At 43.4% G+C, this 16682-nt stretch carries 15 protein-coding genes; 11 read left to right on the top strand and 4 right to left on the bottom strand.

Annotated features, from left to right (window positions below; all coding sequences use genetic code 11):
- Positions 1–20: 20 nt before the first annotated feature.
- Both CKY02_RS00430 and CKY02_RS00425 read left to right on the top strand, forming a co-directional pair.
- A complete protein-coding gene (locus CKY02_RS00430) occupies positions 21–293 on the top strand; it encodes a type II toxin-antitoxin system TacA family antitoxin (protein ID WP_047965112.1) in 273 nt (90 codons plus the stop codon).
- Positions 284–766 carry a GNAT family N-acetyltransferase gene (locus CKY02_RS00425; RefSeq protein WP_112893802.1) on the top strand — a complete coding sequence of 161 codons (483 nt, stop codon included), beginning with the start codon at positions 284–286 and terminating at the stop codon, positions 764–766. The genes CKY02_RS00430 and CKY02_RS00425 overlap by 10 nt, the downstream gene beginning before the upstream one ends.
- Positions 767–777: 11 nt before the next feature.
- On the opposite strand, the gene tus is transcribed toward CKY02_RS00425, so the two are convergent.
- Complete coding sequence (gene tus / locus CKY02_RS00420) at positions 778–1704, bottom strand: DNA replication terminus site-binding protein (protein WP_112893801.1); 927 nt, start codon at positions 1702–1704, stop codon at positions 778–780.
- A 510-nt stretch (positions 1705–2214) separates the two neighbouring features.
- On the opposite strand from tus, the gene CKY02_RS00415 reads away from it, so the two are divergent.
- A complete protein-coding gene (locus CKY02_RS00415) occupies positions 2215–2676 on the top strand; it encodes a hypothetical protein (RefSeq protein ID WP_238399037.1) in 462 nt (153 codons plus the stop codon).
- Positions 2677–2835: 159 nt separating this feature from the next.
- Positions 2836–3948, top strand: coding sequence for a class II histone deacetylase (locus CKY02_RS00410; RefSeq protein WP_112893799.1), 1113 nt, complete (start codon positions 2836–2838; stop codon positions 3946–3948).
- An 89-nt stretch (positions 3949–4037) separates the two neighbouring features.
- Here the strand turns inward: CKY02_RS00410 and CKY02_RS00405 are convergent, their stop codons facing one another.
- Both CKY02_RS00405 and CKY02_RS00400 read right to left on the bottom strand, forming a co-directional pair.
- Complete coding sequence (locus CKY02_RS00405; RefSeq protein ID WP_112893798.1) at positions 4038–4637, bottom strand: lytic polysaccharide monooxygenase; 600 nt, start codon at positions 4635–4637, stop codon at positions 4038–4040.
- 567 nt (positions 4638–5204) lie between these two features.
- The gene (locus CKY02_RS00400; RefSeq protein WP_112893797.1) at positions 5205–6812 is read right to left on the bottom strand and encodes an ABC transporter substrate-binding protein; all 1608 of its coding nucleotides are present in this window, start codon (positions 6810–6812) and stop codon (positions 5205–5207) included.
- A 367-nt stretch (positions 6813–7179) separates the two neighbouring features.
- Here CKY02_RS00400 and CKY02_RS24205 point away from each other — a divergent pair, with 367 nt between their 5' ends.
- The 7 genes from CKY02_RS24205 to CKY02_RS00370 all read left to right on the top strand — a co-directional run bounded on the left by CKY02_RS24205 (position 7180) and on the right by CKY02_RS00370 (position 15712).
- Positions 7180–7323 (top strand): hypothetical protein, encoded by a 144-nt coding sequence (locus tag CKY02_RS24205; protein ID WP_162119894.1) that lies wholly within the window; start codon positions 7180–7182, stop codon positions 7321–7323.
- Positions 7324–7351: 28 nt separating this feature from the next.
- Complete coding sequence (locus CKY02_RS00395) at positions 7352–9784, top strand: DMSO/selenate family reductase complex A subunit (protein ID WP_112893796.1); 2433 nt, start codon at positions 7352–7354, stop codon at positions 9782–9784.
- A gap of 632 nt (positions 9785–10416) precedes the next feature.
- Positions 10417–11847, top strand: coding sequence for a gamma-aminobutyraldehyde dehydrogenase (locus CKY02_RS00390; protein WP_112893795.1), 1431 nt, complete (start codon positions 10417–10419; stop codon positions 11845–11847).
- A gap of 15 nt (positions 11848–11862) precedes the next feature.
- Positions 11863–12636, top strand: coding sequence for a nuclear transport factor 2 family protein (locus tag CKY02_RS00385; RefSeq protein WP_112893794.1), 774 nt, complete (start codon positions 11863–11865; stop codon positions 12634–12636).
- Between the two features lie 186 nt (positions 12637–12822).
- Positions 12823–13191 (top strand): DUF805 domain-containing protein, encoded by a 369-nt coding sequence (locus CKY02_RS00380; protein WP_112893793.1) that lies wholly within the window; start codon positions 12823–12825, stop codon positions 13189–13191.
- Positions 13192–13248: 57 nt separating this feature from the next.
- Entirely contained in the window at positions 13249–14790 is a 1542-nt protein-coding gene (locus tag CKY02_RS00375; protein ID WP_112893792.1) for an NAD(P)/FAD-dependent oxidoreductase, read from the top strand.
- A 151-nt stretch (positions 14791–14941) separates the two neighbouring features.
- Positions 14942–15712: a glucose 1-dehydrogenase gene (locus tag CKY02_RS00370; RefSeq protein ID WP_112893791.1), complete on the top strand. Its 771-nt coding sequence runs from the start codon at positions 14942–14944 to the stop codon at positions 15710–15712.
- Positions 15713–15768: 56 nt separating this feature from the next.
- On the opposite strand, the gene CKY02_RS00365 is transcribed toward CKY02_RS00370, so the two are convergent.
- A complete protein-coding gene (locus CKY02_RS00365) occupies positions 15769–16410 on the bottom strand; it encodes a hypothetical protein (RefSeq protein WP_238399039.1) in 642 nt (213 codons plus the stop codon).
- Positions 16411–16682: the final 272 nt, after the last annotated feature.

Genomic DNA, 16682 nt, shown 5'->3' with positions numbered 1-16682 from the left:
ATTTGCTACACAGGTGATTTATGAGAACACAACCTAAAGAAACCCCGATCAACATCCGGGCGAAAGCCTTCCAGAGGGAGCTTATTGACCATGCAGCAAACCTGCACTCAAAGACCCGAACTGATTTCATCTTGGATGCTGCCTGCCGCGCAGCCGAAGAGGCCATACTCGATCAGCGCCACTTTTTCGTTAACGACGAAAAATATCATGCGTTCATGCAGATGCTGGAGCAACCGCTTTCTGATAATGCAGGTTTTAAAAAACTCATGGGATATAAAGCACCATGGGAATAAGCGCACCTGAAATATTAACAGTTGAACATAATATAAATGATTTTTATTGCCAGCATGAAACATTAAACGAATGGCTTTCACGCCGGGCTTTAAAAAATAATAAGCTCGGCGCGAGCCGCACATTTGTTATTTGCAAGGAAGGCACAAAAGACGTTATCGGTTATTATTGTCTAAGCGCCGGTTCAATTAATCATATTGAATCTACACCATCGCTTAAACGTAATATGCCAGATCCTATCCCTGTAGTGCTTCTCGGCCGTCTGGCTGTCGATATGGAATATCAAGGGAAGAAGCTCGGGGCATTGCTTCTCCAGGATGCTTGGAAGCGTGTCGTCAGCACGGCGGAACTGGTGGGCATTTCAGCTATAATCGTCCATGCACTTGATGAGAGCGCCCGAACGTTCTATACGCGTCTTGGCTTTGCCCAGTCACCATTGGAGCCATACACGCTGATGCTTCCATTAGGCAAATAGAACTAATTGCACTAAATCTCACGATATAAATGTAGCCTTGGAATAATCAACTCCAATGGTTTGGCTTTGGGTTTATAACGATGCACTATGGCATTGGCATCATAGTTAGCAAGTCTACCTATCTTTGGTTGGTTATCGCCATAATTAACATAAAATGCAATTATTGGCAGGGGACAAGCATACTGCACCTGTTTTTGTTGTTCCGCATACCAGACTCGTGCAATGGGCTGTACTTTCACTGGACGTTTGATTTTTAAAACCACATCATTAGGTAATTTTTTTATGTCGATAATTTCTTTGGCGACTAATGCTGCCCACTGTTCACGAGAATAGGGGGAAACTGCTCGTCCCGCGTTATAGCTTTTCTCTAAACGTTGTAAAATTTGATCTTTTGTGACTTTATTGATGATATTTTTATTTGCCCAACCAAAGCGAACTGAATCGGGATTGATAAGGGGAGTGATGGTTCTGTAAGCGTTTAAAGTTATCAAACCATGTAACTGACTGTGAACAAACTCAAACCGTTGTTCTTTATCCACTCCTGATTGTACAGTTACGATATGTTCAAGTTCTGCTTTCAACTTATTAATTTCCTCAATCAACAGTAAAGCAGAGCGATATTGTTGTTGGTTCACAGAAAAACATAATACACCGGGAAGACGAACGGCAGCTTTACTGCTGATATTTTGGTTATTGTGATATATAAATAGCTTCTGGTAATGATTTAACCCTATATTTAGTGCGTTATTACCCGTCTCTTCATTAACAATTATTTTCGTTACTGGCTCATGTTCACTACCTTTTTCTACATCAGGCAGAATAAACACATGAGCGGCCAACAAAGAATAGCTATTTAATTGTTCATATAGTTGTTTCAACTTACTCTCTTGTCTTTGAAAACAACTATTCAAATCTTCAATTGATAAATATTTACTCATTTGAATAACACGATTAGTTACAACATACTTTTTATTATAAAACAAAAGGAGAAAACATCAAACTCAAATATGTCATATGTACATTCAACCACCTATAAAACTTGAAGCCAACAATGTGGTCAGGAATGTCACTGAATGATACCACTGAGAAAAAACACAAAATATCAATGCATTGAACGTTACTGTGAACAAGACTGTTTGGTGGAAATGTTCATTTCAGCAGCACAAAAACAATGCCAGGGGATGGGATGAAGGCGGATTTTTACTGTCACCTTTGTGCCATACGCCACACAAAGCCATTGAATATTAAAATTCAAATAAACAATAAAAGTTATAATATCCTTGTGTCGAAATTCATGGTTGGATTGTCGATGTCATTTATTATGAATTTTTTAGATATTTATATATCAGGATACTGATGTTGATTATTGAGCTTCATTAAAAAGACACAATAATTAAAATATCTACCTAAATGAATGTGAATACCACATAAACTAACGAAGAATGATTATGGGAATACTCACAGGCAACGATACTCCGATCCCAGGAAAATCCTATATTATTCATCCGTATCCAGCGGGTGATTACGCGACTGCTGTAACGGTGGCTAGTAAGTTTCATGCAGCGCCGGGGAGCGTGTCATTGGCAATATGGGAAAGCACTATACTACACCAAAAATTTGAGTGCGTCTGGGAAGGAAAGAGGGGAGGCTACCTTGGCTTTATTTGCCGGGCATCCCCTGTAAGTGATCACGGGGCTTACCTTGGCTACAACGCTCACGAGATACTTATCTGTAAAGCTCAGTACCAACAAAAATGGGAAGATATGGCTGTGGTTAAGCGTTCGTCTGGAGGATTCGAGTGGTGTATGAGAAAAGATGACCATTTTGCATTTGTTGGAATTCAGGGCAACATACAACTGAAGATACTTAGAGACTTTACCACGACATGGGGCTTCACCGAGTGGTTCTGACCTCTAAATTCAGCACTTAACTGCTGAATTTGTGGCCCGAACAAGTAGTTCGGGTTATCTCATCGGTGCCCACGAATATTAGGGAGGCTTAGGCATAATCTGTTTTTGTTTTGATTATGTTAATGATATGTAAGTTAATTTAATCTATAAGGAAGGGTGATGAGACGAAAAACAGGGTTTTTCTTTGATGAACATTGTTTTTGGCATAGTACTGGCATGCATATAACGACGTTACCTGTCGGTGGTTGGGTTCAACCTACTTCTGGAACTGCACATGCTGAATCGCCGGAAACAAAAAGGCGGCTAAAAAATTTGATGGATGTATCAGGCTTGAGCCACTCTTTGCACCTTTCTTCGGCATCGCCTATTGATGAGCAAACGCTACGTAGAATTCATCCGGAAGAGTACCTGAAGCGGTTTAAGCAAGTCAGTGATAATGGTGGAGGAATGCTTGGTATAGAAGCCTCTCTGGGACCGGGAAGCTATGAAATTGCTAAGCTTTCAGCCAGCCTTGCTTGTGCGGCGGTGGAAGCAGTGCTTAGCGGTGAGCTTGATAATGCTTACAGCCTTTCTCGACCACCAGGTCATCACTGTTTACCTGATAAGTCCATGGGATTTTGTTTTCTAGCAAATATCCCATTGGCAATTGAACAGGCAAAAGCACGTTTTGATTTAAAACGAGTTGCGGTCATTGATTGGGATGTTCATCACGGTAATGGTACTCAGCATATTTATTGGGAGCGTTCTGATGTTTTGACCATCTCGATACATCAGGATGGTTGCTTCCCTCCAGGATACAGCGGTGAAGATGATATTGGGGAAGGTGAAGGAATAGGTTATAACCTGAATATCCCATTACTTGCTGGAGCCGGACATAATAGCTATATCTATGCAATGACACAGATAATACTTCCAGCGCTTGAACGTTTTAAACCGGAACTGATTATTGTTGCCTGTGGCTATGATGCGAATGCGGTGGATCCTCTGGCCAGGATGCAGCTCCATAGTGAAAGTTTTCGGGAGATGACCCAGCTAGTGCAACAGGCAGCAGATAGTTTATGCGACGGAAAACTAGTCGTTGTTCATGAAGGCGGGTACGCAGAGTCTTATGTACCATTCTGTGGATTGGCTGTGCTTGAACAAATGAGCGGCATTCGTACGGAAGTCAAAGATCCAATGTTAGATTCTATACGCTTGCAGCAGCCAAGAGCTAAGTTTGAGCTATTTCAACAACAACAGCTTGATAAACTTAAAGAAAAATTCGGTCTTTGAGGTTTGTTCCACATAGTTTGGGAGCAAACCTATATAATTCGATAAACAGGAACAGCATCATGCTGTTCCCGATAATAGCTATTTTATAATCAAGCAGGGCTAATTGTTGTGTCAATTACTTGGTAAAATGCATTTAGGGTATCTGAGATTGTCCAAATACCCAGTATAACGTGATAGCCTTGATAACCCTCTGGTAAGGTACATTTATTAATAACTCGGCTGCCCGGCATTTTTTCCTGATAATCCTCAAAGCAGAAAGGTGTACTATTAAATTGCTCTCTGGTTAAAGGTTTATTGGGATCCCAATTAGGTTTGGTAATAAAATATTCCCAACTTGAGGTTTTGTGTTGAATCATAATTTCCCACTGAAACTCAATATCACCGGCAGTAATAGGAATTTTTCTCCAGCGATCTTCGGTTTGAACATCCAATGAGCCAAAATGACCAATGCCAGCGCTAGCGATATGGCCATCTTCTGGACCAGTTTGCGGAAAGCCTTTCTTAGCTTCAAGAGATTGAGGCTCATACTTAACCAACCCACAATCCGTATTTTGTTCATTTCCCTGTGCAGAACAAAGGAATGCACGACTTCCTGGGCTATCAATATAACCATGAGCCCATGCGCCATTAAATAAAGCTGTAATTATCGTAGCGGCTAAAGTCATCACTTTCACTTTATGTTTATACATAATAGTGTCCTCCATTTTACAGGATAATTTATACCCGTTATCTTTCAAGTTGCCTCTTTGTTGGCTGCACTCACTCACCCCGGTCACAGAGTTATCTATGCTCCCGGGGATTCGCTCCCTTGCCGTCGCGATCCATCTTGAAATCCATTAGGTATATCTACGACAAATAAAGCCCCAGGACTTAGCTATCAATTCTAGATAAATATAATATGATTATCCATTTCATAAATTGATTAATAATCTAATTATATTAAGTTATTGAAATTTTGTTTGAAATATGCCTGTTACTATTTTTTGTAATATAAAACGATATGATTTTTATAATTTATTCGATATGGTTCATATAATAGACAGTTGATGCATCTTAGGTAACGGCCGCTATCTTAAAAACACTTATTCATAGTTATGGTGATATATTTCCATCAGAATATTCCTATGAAGATAATTTAAATAAAAAATTATCTATATAAGAATTGATGAAAATATTAAATCATCTCATATTACGGTTTAAAACAACCAACCTGTCCAAAACCGTAATATCTACTTAAGTACTACAATAATATTCTACTAATGTTTAATAACATAAAGATCTTTTGTCGACACAAAACCCAATGGGCTCATATAATATCCACCAATATAAGGTTTGACCAATCTGACGCCGATATAGTAATAAACAGGAATTGCTGGTACATCTTTTGCCAAAATATCTTCTGCTTGCTGAAAATATTTTCGATCATTTGTTGCCTTAGCTTTATTTATCAAATCATCATAAGTATGATTGCTATATAATAATGTATTATTAGAACTATCAGTAACAAAATTATTTAAAAACGAGGCAGGATTATCGTAATCAGCGATCCGTGCATATCTCACCATCTCAAAATTACCTTGATGAATAACATCCAACATAGCTTTTCGTTCTTGGTTCTGCAAAATAATATCTACATCCAGACTTTTTTTCCACATTGAAGTCGCCGCAATAGCAATCCGTTTATGCTCTTCTGACGTATTATAAAGAAGTTTAAATTTCAATGGGTTACTTCTATTATAACCCGCTTCATTTAATAACTTCCTAGCTTTCTCAATTCTTGCTTGTTGTGTCCATGATGCATAATCAGGTTGCCCTAAATTCATTCCTCCAGTATTTGGTGGAGTATGATTATAAGCAGGTTCTTGACCTTGCCCCAAAACTTTATTCGCTATAATCTCTTTATCTAAAGCCAAATTTAATGCCTGTCTGACTCTGAAATCATTAAAAGGTGCTTTTTTATTATTAAAATCATAATAATAAACACCTAATGCTGGTGTGATATGAACTTGATTACCTAATTTTTCCTTTAAGGATTTAAATAAAATCGACGGGATATTCTTGGTGATATCAATTTCTCCGGCTAGATAACGATTGATATCCGCCGTTTCTGATGCTATTGGAAGGTAAGTGACTTTATTAATAACAGTATGAGCACTATCCCAATATTGTGAATTCCTGATACCCACAACTTTCTCATTAACAACCCATTCGGATAACTTAAATGGTCCACTACTGACAAATACATCGGAATGAGTCCACTTTTCGCCATACTTTTCAACCGCTTTTTGGCTTATAGGTACCATAACAGGGTAGGCCAACATCTGTAAAAAATAGGATACGGGTTGTTCTAACGTCACTTCCAAAGTTAAATTATCCAGCGCTTTTACACCTAATTCATCGGTTTTTTTCTTGCCAGCAACAATATCTTTGGCATTGACTACATGCATGTTTCCAAGATAACTGCCATACGGAGAGGCAATTTTGGGATCAACTAAACGTCGCCAGCTAAAAACCACATCATGGGCAGTAATAGGGGAGCCATCAGACCACTTTATTCCTTTTCTTAGATGAAATAACCACACTTTATTATCTTTGGCTTCCCAACTGACCGCTAAATCAGGATTGATTTTTCCATCACTGCCCGCTCTGATTAATCCACTAAAAAAATCATGAATAATATTAAATTCAACATCATTTTCAACTTTATGAACATCAAGAGACACAGGTTCTGAACCATTATTGCGAACGATATCTTGATTAACTGACAATAATGTACCTGCTGGAATAATTACGGCATGAGATAATGCCAGATTGCCAAATATAATACCTGTGAATAAGGATATATTCCTTAATGTTTTATTCATCGTTTGTTCTCCAAGAGAATTTCATTTTGGGGGTATCTATTTCAGGGAAGTCAATTTTTTGATAATTAAGGTTTTTATATAATTTTGCAAACCAAACCTCAGAATGTTTATGACTATTTAAGATATTAAGTTAAAATTACGTGATTCTATTGAATACCCTATTTTGAATGTAAGAGGTATAACTATAATTAAGTATTAGCATAAAATACTTAGCGCTACTTCATCAATATCATGAAATTTAAGCAATAAATATAATTTGTTTTTTAATTATACACCTTGAAATATTCACTCATCACATGAATTATTTTAAGGCATTCATTTCAGCGTTAATTTATTAATCAGATTTAGCAAAAATTTTCAATAAAATGTGATCTATACCCTATGGATTTCAAGATGCATCGCGACGGCAAGGGAACGAATCCCCGGGAGCATAGATAACTATGTGACCGGGGTGAGTGAGTGCAGCCAACAAAGAGGCAGCTTGAAAGATAACGGGTATATCAGCATTTAAACCCTTTTTCCTAAATAACATTCAACGGATGAGATGCAGTGTGGAGGCTAATATGAAACATAAAAAAATAAGTGATGAAGCCGATGAACAGAATAATGACCTGAGGGCCAGCCGTCGTCATTTTATTCAAGCGAGTGCGGCGCTTATATCTATTCCCTTTGTTTCTACCCGCCAAACAACCGCCGGCGAGAAAACAGACCAGAGCTCACTACCGATTAATGTTATTGATACAAGTGAAACGAAAGTCATACCCACCTGTAGTACATTTGATTGTGGAGGAAGATGCGATATCCGAGCTCATGTCCGAGAAGGTGTTGTCACCCGCATAACCACCAGACCTGATCATGAACTTGATGAAGCAATGCCGATCATGCGAGCTTGCGTCCGCGGCAAGGGCTATCGCAAATTTGTTTATCATCCTGATCGTTTAAAATATCCGATGAAACGAGTTGGTAAGCGGGGAGAAGGAAAATTTGAACGAATCTCCTGGGATGAGGCGACAACCATTATTGCGGATAAGCTAAAAAGCATTACTGAGAAATATGGCCCAGCTTGCCGCTATGTTAGCGTTAATACCGCGATAATTGGCGGTGTATCATCAGGTGATAAAATGTTACGTCGTTTACTCAATATTACCGGCGGACATTTACAATATTACCATTCCGTGAGTATGGGCAATACCGCGGCAGCCACGCCCTATACCTATGGCGTAGCAACTTCGGGTAGCACACTGGATACCTTAGAAGATACCCCGTTGGTGATCCTTTGGGGCCATAATCCGTCTGAAACTATTTTTGGTCACACCAATCACTATTTCCAGAAGATGAAAAAAAACGGCACCAAATTTATTGTTGTCGATCCCCGTTATTCTGATTCTGCTTCCTCATTGGCTGACCAATGGATTCCTTTGCTGCCAACAACTGATAACGCATTAATGGATGCAATGATGTATGTGATTGTCAGTGAAAATTTGCACGATAAAGGGTTTATCGATCGCTATACGATTGGTTTTGATGAAAACAATATGCCGGATGGCGTTCCTGCCAATGAATCTTTGGTTGCTTACCTGACAGGCGCTAAAGATGGCATTGTAAAAACACCGGCATGGGCTGAAAAAATCACTAAAGTGCCGGCAAATATCATTCGTCAACTTGCCCGCGAATATGCCAGCACGAAACCCGCGGCGCTGATTCAGGGATGGGGGCCACAACGTCATATCTGTGGTGAACGTGTTGCACGTGGTTCAACAATTTTAGCCACAATAACCGGTAATGTGGGTAAAAAAGGGGGATGGGCAGCCGGTTTCGGTAGTGTTGCGGGTAATAAATATCTCTACGGACTTGATCTTGGTAAAAACCCGGTAAAAGAAAAAATCTCTGTAATGAACTGGGTCCAAGCAGCCGATGATGCCAGTAAAGTGACTCCGGCAGACGGTTTAGTTGGTGCAGATAAGCTGAATACCAATATCCGTGTGTTATTCTCACTGGCCGGTAATTACCTTGCAAATCAAAACCCGGATATTAATCAGGCAGTAAAAATATTGGCAGATGAATCTAAAATTGAATTCATTGTCTCCAGTGATCTTTATCTAACACCAAGCACCCGATATGCTGATATTTTATTGCCGGAAACCAGTTTTATGGAACGCTGGAATATTGCCTATCCTTGGGGCACCGGCAGCTATTTCATTTTGTCATCAAAATTGATTGAACCTGAATTCGAACGGCGTTCTGATTATGAATGGATACGTGAAGTGGCCGAAAAGCTGGGAGTTGAACAGGAATTCAGCCAAGGTCGTGACGAAAAAGCGTGGATAGCTCATATTATGGAATCTAATCGTCAAGCTATGCCAAAAGAAAATTTACCTACTTTTGAGGAATTACAACGGACAAACAAACATCTTTTCAAAATACCGCCTTATGTCGCTTTTGAAAAAAATATTCGTGACCTAGAAAATCATCCATTTCCAACACCCTCAGGAAAAATAGAGATATTTTCTAAGCGTCTATACGACATGCAACATCCTGAGATCCCTGCATTGTCACATTATGTACCTGCATTCGAAGGGCCGGAGGATAAATTAACTGAAAAATACCCGTTGCAATTAATTACCTGGAAAGGGAAAAACCGCTCTAATTCAACCCAATATTCAAATCCTTGGTTAAAGGAAGTACAAACCCAGAGGTTATGGATTAATCCATTGGATGCGCAAAAACGCAAAATTAAACAAGGGGATTTAGTTCGGGTATTTAATGATCGCGGTGTTTCTATGATCCCGGCGGAGGTAACTCAACGTATTATCCCCGGCGTGGTGGCAATGCCGACCGGCGCATGGTGGCAACCGGATAAAAATGGTGTTGATTGGGGAGGTTGTGTCAATGTGCTGACATCATCCCGTAAAACCCCGCTTGCACACGGAAACTCTCATCAAACATTATTGGTTGAGGTCAATAAAGCATGAGTGAATGTATATACCCGTCATCTTTCAAGTTGCCTCTTTGTTGGCTGCACTCGCTCACCCCGGTCACATAGTTACCTATGCTCCCGGGGATTCTCTCCCTTGCCGTCGCGATCCATCTTGAAATCCATTGGGTATATACCTGTCATCCTTCAAGTTGCCTCTTTGTTGGCTGCACTCACTCACCCCGGTCACATAGTTATCTATGCTCCCGGGGATTCGCTCCCTTGCCGCCGCGATGCATCTTGAAATCCATAAGGTATAGAATAATAAGGCTTGTCGCCGTAGTCGCAGTTAAAAGGCTGCGACTTCAGTCGCGAGTTATTTAACGTAATTTCTCTCAGACTTCGTTTTTTAATATTGATGTTGCAAATTGAGCAATCTCTGATATTAACTCGATTGTAAATAATCCTGCCGAGAAATAGCCCCCAAATCTTTTCTTTCAGTTAAAAAAATCATCGATCCTGCTCACAGATCGGCATATTTTCCTGAACAGGAGTGTCGAGAGGTACATCTATGTATCTAATTACTCTTTTATTTTTGTTTTTTAGTTGAAAAATTAACATCTATACAACAATTGAACATATTAAGTTATAGGTTATATTTTATGTTATCCAATCCATCAGGAGGTAACCATGGCGGTACCAACGCTCAGGCATTTCATTAATAGTCAGTATGTTGAATCTAAAGGTTCCGAATATTTTGACCTAGTAAGCCCGGTCACAGGTGAAATCTATGCGCGTTCTCCTAACGCGACTGTAGCGGATGTTGATGAAGCTTATGTATCGGCTAAAGAGGCATTCAAGATCTGGAGGCGCAGCACACCGTCAGCTCGTCAGCAGGCGTTGCTGGCATTAGCCGACGCGGTGGAAAAAAACTCTGAACGTCTGATCGAAGCGCAAAGCCGCAATACAGGGCAGCTCAAGCATCTGATTGCCTCTGAGGAAGTTGCGACGTCAGTGGATCATATCCGTTTCTTCGCTGGTGCCGCCCGTTTTCTGGAAGGCAAAGCGACTGCTGAATATCTTCCTGATATGACGACCAGCATCCGGCGCGAACCACTGGGCGTGGTGGGGCAGGTTACGCCGTGGAACTACCCGCTGATGATGGCAGTATGGAAGATAGCACCCGCACTGGCAGCGGGTAATACCGTGGTACTCAAACCGAGCGATACCACGCCGGAAAGTACTCTGTTGCTGGCTGAACTGGCCGCTCCGTTCTTCCCGATAGGTGCATTCAACGTGGTGTTGGGTAATGCCAGCGCGGGTGCTCTGGTCGTTTCACACAAAACGCCAGCTATGGTTTCCATCACTGGTTCCGTGCGCGCAGGTTTGCAGGTTGCCTCTTCGGCGGCGGCTAATCTCACCAGAGCACATTTGGAGCTAGGTGGCAAAGCGCCAGTGGTTGTTTTCGCCGATGCAGATATGGACAAAGCGGTGGAGACCATTGCTACCGCGGGATATTTCAATGCGGGTCAGGATTGTACGGCAGCCTCGCGTGTGCTGGTGCATGACTCTGTTTACGATACCTTCGTCGCCAAACTGGTGACGGTAGCTAAAGCTACCCGCTTTGGCTATCCAGAAGATGAAGAGGCGCTGTATGGGCCGCTCAATAATGTTCGTCAGCTGGAGCAGGTCAAAGGGTTCATTGCACGTTTGCCCGCGCATGCCTGTATCGAAACTGGAGGCCGTCAGGCCGAACGTTCGGGTTATTACTTTGAACCTACGGTAATTACCGGTCTGGAACAGCACGACGAAGCAATCCAGACCGAGATTTTCGGCCCGGTTATCACGGTGCAGAAGTTCCGCGATGAACAGGATGCCATAGAGAAAGCTAACGACGTGAAATACGGACTGGCCTCCAGTGTCTGGACCCGCGACCATGGCCGCGCGTTGCGCCTGTCACGTGAACTCGATTTCGGTACCGTCTGGATTAACACCCATATTCCTCTTACGGCGGAAGCGCCGCACGGCGGCTTCAAGAACTCCGGATATGGTAAAGACCTGTCGGCTTATGGCTTCGACGAATATACGCGTATCAAACACGTGATGAGTTCCAACGACTGACACAGGACATCCGCAATGATTCAGAATAGATCTCCACGCGACTTGGTGTCGCGTGCGCACCACGAGCTGTTTACTGACCGTGATCTAGGGGCGCTTGAGCGTTATTTCGCGCCACATTTCATCGAACATTCCCCGTTGGTCAAAGATGGTCTTGCCGGATTACGTGAGCTGGTCTGGACACATCCCGAACTGCACCACGAAACGTATCGTGTATTGCAGGATGGTGATCTGGTCGCCATCCACGGTCGTTTTACGGGATTAGATAACTGGCCGTTGGTTGGTTTCGATCTGTACCGGGTTGCCGGCGGCTTAATCGTAGAGCACTGGGACGGCTTGGTGCCGCAGGCTGCACCCAACGTCAGTGGCCGGACTCAGTTAGACGGCCCGACTGAAGCAGGCGATGACCATGACCGAGAGAAGAATCGCGAGCTGGTGGTCAACTTTTTTACACGTACCCTGATCGAGGGTCACTACGAAGAGTTTGGAAACTACACTAATGGTGAATTGTTTCGCCAGCACAGCCCCGATATTCCCGATGGTACGGCGGCACTCATCTCGTTTCTTAAGCAACTCAGGGATGAAGGGCAGGGGCTGCATTACACTAAAATTCACCGTACGGTAGCCGATGGGCAGTTTGTTCTGACCCATTCGGAGGGAAGTATCGTCGGAGCGCGTCACAGCTACTTCGAGCTATGGCGCATTGAGAACGGCAAAGTGGCCGAACTTTGGGATGCTATCACCCCGGTACCGGAGGATGCGAAAGCGCTGCATCGCCACGGTATTTTTTAGCGTTGATCGATACCCGGCGCGAAGCTTGCGGTCGCGCCGCAACCGGATGCCCATACACAGGCAGATATGCTGGTTTCGACGCTGGATCGGTTACTTCTACCAGCTTTGGATAGCTATTCACATCGGGCGTCTGTCTGTTGAAGCTCGCTTATTTCAGAATCTGCTACCTCACAAGAGGGGATAACAATGCACTGGTATTTAAATGTATTAAAGAACTATGCATGTTTCAAAGGGCGAGCCAGGCGTAAAGAATTCTGGTATTTCTTCCTGTTCCAGATCTTGACTGTATTTATTATCTCTTTCCTTGAAAGCTACTTTGCCGTTGCCAATCCTGAAACTTATATGGGCTGGTTCAGCGCTGTCTATCTGCTGCTCACGTTTTTGCCCGCGCTAGCAGTGAATGCCCGCCGCCTGCACGACATCAACTGTAGCGCTTGGTGGTTACTGCTGCATCTCATACCGTTTATCGGCACTGTTATCCTGCTGATTCTCGCCGGCCTGAAAGGGAGCCCTGGCAGCAATAAATACAGCTCAGATAGCCGGACTCACTCATAGGGAAACTCTCCAGACCAAGCCAGCAGGTGATTTCAAGATCATGACAGGAGTGTTGAAATGACAATGAATAGAAGAGACTTTATTTCTACCGTCGCGACGCTCGCGGGGGCAGGAGTGCTTTCATCCGTATTTCCCAACTTATCCCTGCTCGCCAGGACCTTAACCGCGGCCGATGCTCCGGCCGTCAAAGTTGATAAGCTCCGGCCAACACTGTTGGAGGATGCACAGCATAGAGCCAGCCGGTTGGGGCTGGATCCGCGCATCTGGAGCTGGCATAAAGACGCTGCGGCTGGTGCCATGCCAGCCAATTATTATGAAGCTTCTTTGGCTGACTGGCCCACTTTTGGAAGCCTGCCTGAAGACCAGAACTGCGAAGTTGTGGTTATCGGCGGTGGGTTGCTGGGTGCTTCCACGGCATTGCATCTGGCTGAAGCGGGAGTGGACGTGATTCTGGTTGAAAAGGATAACATTGGTTCAGGAGCTTCTGGCCGCAACGGGGGACAGATAACCCCTGGGCTTGCACGCTGGGAAGCTAAAACCATACTGGAAAAACTTTCATTCGATGAGGCTAAACGCTTATGGCGTTTTGCCTCTGTTGAAGCGATGAATCTCGTGGATGAACTCCGTGAGCGTTATAGTTTTGAATGTGACCGCAAATATGGTCATATCACTGTTGCGGTGCACGCAGGCCACATGGGGCCGCTGGTGGCTAATGCCGATGCCCGGCGTCAACTGGGAGACACGGCGATGAAGGTTATCGGACCGCACGAATTGCAGGAAGAGTATGTGCGTTCGAGCATCTACCATGGAGCAAATGTCGACAGTATCGGTGGGCAGGTTCACCCTCTGGCACTATTGCGTGGCCTGGTTTATGGTTTCGCCAGACTGGGTGGGCGAATCTATGACAGCACGAAAGTGAAGGGCATCAGGCAGGATGCTGGTGGTACAGTCGTAGAAACTGAGCGGGGAGCTATCAGGGCAAGTAAAGCTGTGGTATTGGGTGTGCATGTCTCCACGGGTGAGTTTATCTCCGGCCCTTCCACCACGGTGCCTTTTTTCTCCTACGTGGCGGTAACGCCGCCGTTGCCAGTGGATGTCAAAGAGCTGATCCCGTCGAATCTGCCGGTCTACGATACACAGTTACAGGTCGACTACTATCGTGCAGTGCGCAACAACCGCCTGCTGTTCGGTGGACAGGGTACTGGCAATTCTTGGTCACCACGTGATGTGAACAACTATCTGCTTGAGCGTATCAGAACCGTGTTCCCGCAGTTGGAAAAAGCCGAACTAGAATATTCTTGGGGCGGGATCAGCGATCTGACCTTAAACGGTGCCACCGATGCCCGCAAGAGCGACGACAGAGTACCCGTGTATATGGTACATGGCTGGAGTGGTCATGGCGTGGCGCAGACGGTGCGCATTGGCAAAGCTATCAGCGACGATCTTACCGGACTCAACGACGATTTTACCATGCTTACCTCCATTGACCACGCGAGTATCCCGCTGGGCTCCTATCTCTCTCCGGTAGCCATTCCGTTGGCTAAAGGTATTCTGGGAGTGATAAGCACGCTTAATCCGGCAGAGATAGTTTCGTTCTGAGCAACAGGGCGTAGGGTTTCGGAAGCCAATGTCGGTTATATTTGCATTGGTTAATGATTGTATGTGTGTTTTTTATGCTATCCCCATGATCTGGATCAATAAATATCTCAAATAGCGCCTGTGATAACGCGATACTAATGAGGAACATCAAATGGACCGTATGCTAGAAGGTAAGGTTGTCATTGTCACTGGCGGCGCAAGTGGCATCGGAGCAGGCATTGCTTTAGCTGCGGCGCGTCATGGCGCAGCAATCGTAATTATTGGCGATATCACTGATCAGCCTCGAGAGGGAGGAACACCAGTGCTTCAGCGTCTCAATTCGCTTGGTACAAAAGCCATATTCCACCGGTGTGATGTCACCTCACGAAGTGAGATGGACGCCTTGGTTGATGTCGCTACACCGTTCGGCGGTGTTGATCTGATGGCTTGCAATGCAGGAATCGCATTAGCTACCGATGGCCCACAGATTAGTGCAGATGATTTTCACAAGCTGCTTACGGTCAACTTGGATGGCGTTCTATTTGGCGCACAGGCTGCTGCTGAACAGATGATAAAACTAGGTAAACGCGGAAGTATTGTGGCAACGTCAAGTATGGGGTCCATTAGAACAGGACAACTTACAACCGCCTATTCCACTAGCAAAGCTGGCGTGAATATGATGGTGGCTGCACTGGCCGATGCCTTCGGGCCGTCAGGTATTCGTGTTAATGCAGTCTGCCCAGGACTGATCAATACAGCACTTCCTCTTTCCTCGCCGGAAGTGGCGAAAATGTTTGATGGGTTACGGGAAAGGATGCCTCTCCGAAGATTGGGAGAGCCGGAAGAGGTAGGAAATGCGGTCGTATGGTTAGGATCGGATCTCGCATCGTTTATAACCGGCGTATCACTGCTAGTCGATGGCGGACAAACGGTAGTACTGTGAGAACACGCATTTTTGAGCAGTTGATATATTCCAAAGGAGGGTTATGCTGGAATTTTTTATATAGAATCAACAGAACCGAACATTTTCGCCAGTTTTACCAATTGAGCAATTTCATCATTGGAGGCACCATTTCTGAGGATATCCAGTACCATCGTGGATTCAGCCAGATCGATACCAAGATTAAATGTCTTGATTTCACGCAGGAAAAAACCGCACTTTTTTACACCACTGACTGGACCTAGATTAGCCAGTATTTCTGGGACACCTTTTAAATATCCTTTATTGCTAGTTTTTTTATTTACCGAAAACTGAAATACAGGATATAAATTCTCTATTCCCCAATTTAATACAATGAGTTTATGATTTTCACCATACTTATTTACTGTTGGGCGGGTCACTCCTAATATATCAGCAACCTTACTGGACTTATAAACACCACCATATTCCCCAAGATGGGCAAGAAAAGCGTTTCTAGTTTCGATAAATTCTTCGTGTTCCTTCTTTTCCGGTGTGATATTTGCCACTATTTCAATATAGTTAGCTCGTCCTTTGACTTCTGTCCAAAATTCATCATCAGAGAGGGTTAACAACTGGGAAATACTTTCTGAATCTTTGTTTTTAAGCACATTAATAAAATGATCAGCAAGATTGATGATGCGTGCTTTGACCAGTTCAGACTGATCAAATCCGCTTTTCAATTTTACTGTCCGGTCATTGGGTTGTTTTGCTGATGTTTCCATTAGCACCTCAATGGTATTTTACAATTTTGAAAATTAGCTTATAGTAAATTGTAAGATAGGAAAGCTTTTTCACCAATCTCTTTTTAAACAGTCATATTAGTTGGTGATGCGCTAACTCAGTACGGTTTTACTTTTACCACTTTGATATTTCTATATTTTTAATCGTTTGTGAAAAAGTTTCAAAGTATAGAGCTGAAGAGTTAATATCGGTTTATTTTGCAGTTTTAACG

It is taken from the genome of Photorhabdus bodei, from assembly GCF_003287735.1.
GTDB lineage: Bacteria > Pseudomonadota > Gammaproteobacteria > Enterobacterales > Enterobacteriaceae > Photorhabdus > Photorhabdus kayaii.
This window is presented reverse-complemented; position numbering and strand designations above follow the sequence as displayed.

Bases quoted from the DNA above. Each gene is read 5' to 3' on its own strand.
- CKY02_RS00430 (WP_047965112.1), top strand. From the start codon at position 21: ATGAGAACACAACCTAAAGAAACCCCGATCAACATCCGGGCGAAAGCC.
- CKY02_RS00425 (WP_112893802.1), top strand. From the start codon at position 284: ATGGGAATAAGCGCACCTGAAATATTAACAGTTGAACATAATATAAAT.
- tus (WP_112893801.1), bottom strand. From the start codon at position 1,704: ATGAGTAAATATTTATCAATTGAAGATTTGAATAGTTGTTTTCAAAGA.
- CKY02_RS00415 (WP_238399037.1), top strand. From the start codon at position 2,215: ATGGGAATACTCACAGGCAACGATACTCCGATCCCAGGAAAATCCTAT.
- CKY02_RS00410 (WP_112893799.1), top strand. From the start codon at position 2,836: ATGAGACGAAAAACAGGGTTTTTCTTTGATGAACATTGTTTTTGGCAT.
- CKY02_RS00405 (WP_112893798.1), bottom strand. From the start codon at position 4,637: ATGTATAAACATAAAGTGAAAGTGATGACTTTAGCCGCTACGATAATT.
- CKY02_RS00400 (WP_112893797.1), bottom strand. From the start codon at position 6,812: ATGAATAAAACATTAAGGAATATATCCTTATTCACAGGTATTATATTT.
- CKY02_RS00395 (WP_112893796.1), top strand. From the start codon at position 7,352: ATGAGATGCAGTGTGGAGGCTAATATGAAACATAAAAAAATAAGTGAT.
- CKY02_RS00390 (WP_112893795.1), top strand. From the start codon at position 10,417: ATGGCGGTACCAACGCTCAGGCATTTCATTAATAGTCAGTATGTTGAA.
- CKY02_RS00385 (WP_112893794.1), top strand. From the start codon at position 11,863: ATGATTCAGAATAGATCTCCACGCGACTTGGTGTCGCGTGCGCACCAC.
- CKY02_RS00380 (WP_112893793.1), top strand. From the start codon at position 12,823: ATGCACTGGTATTTAAATGTATTAAAGAACTATGCATGTTTCAAAGGG.
- CKY02_RS00375 (WP_112893792.1), top strand. From the start codon at position 13,249: ATGACAATGAATAGAAGAGACTTTATTTCTACCGTCGCGACGCTCGCG.
- CKY02_RS00370 (WP_112893791.1), top strand. From the start codon at position 14,942: ATGGACCGTATGCTAGAAGGTAAGGTTGTCATTGTCACTGGCGGCGCA.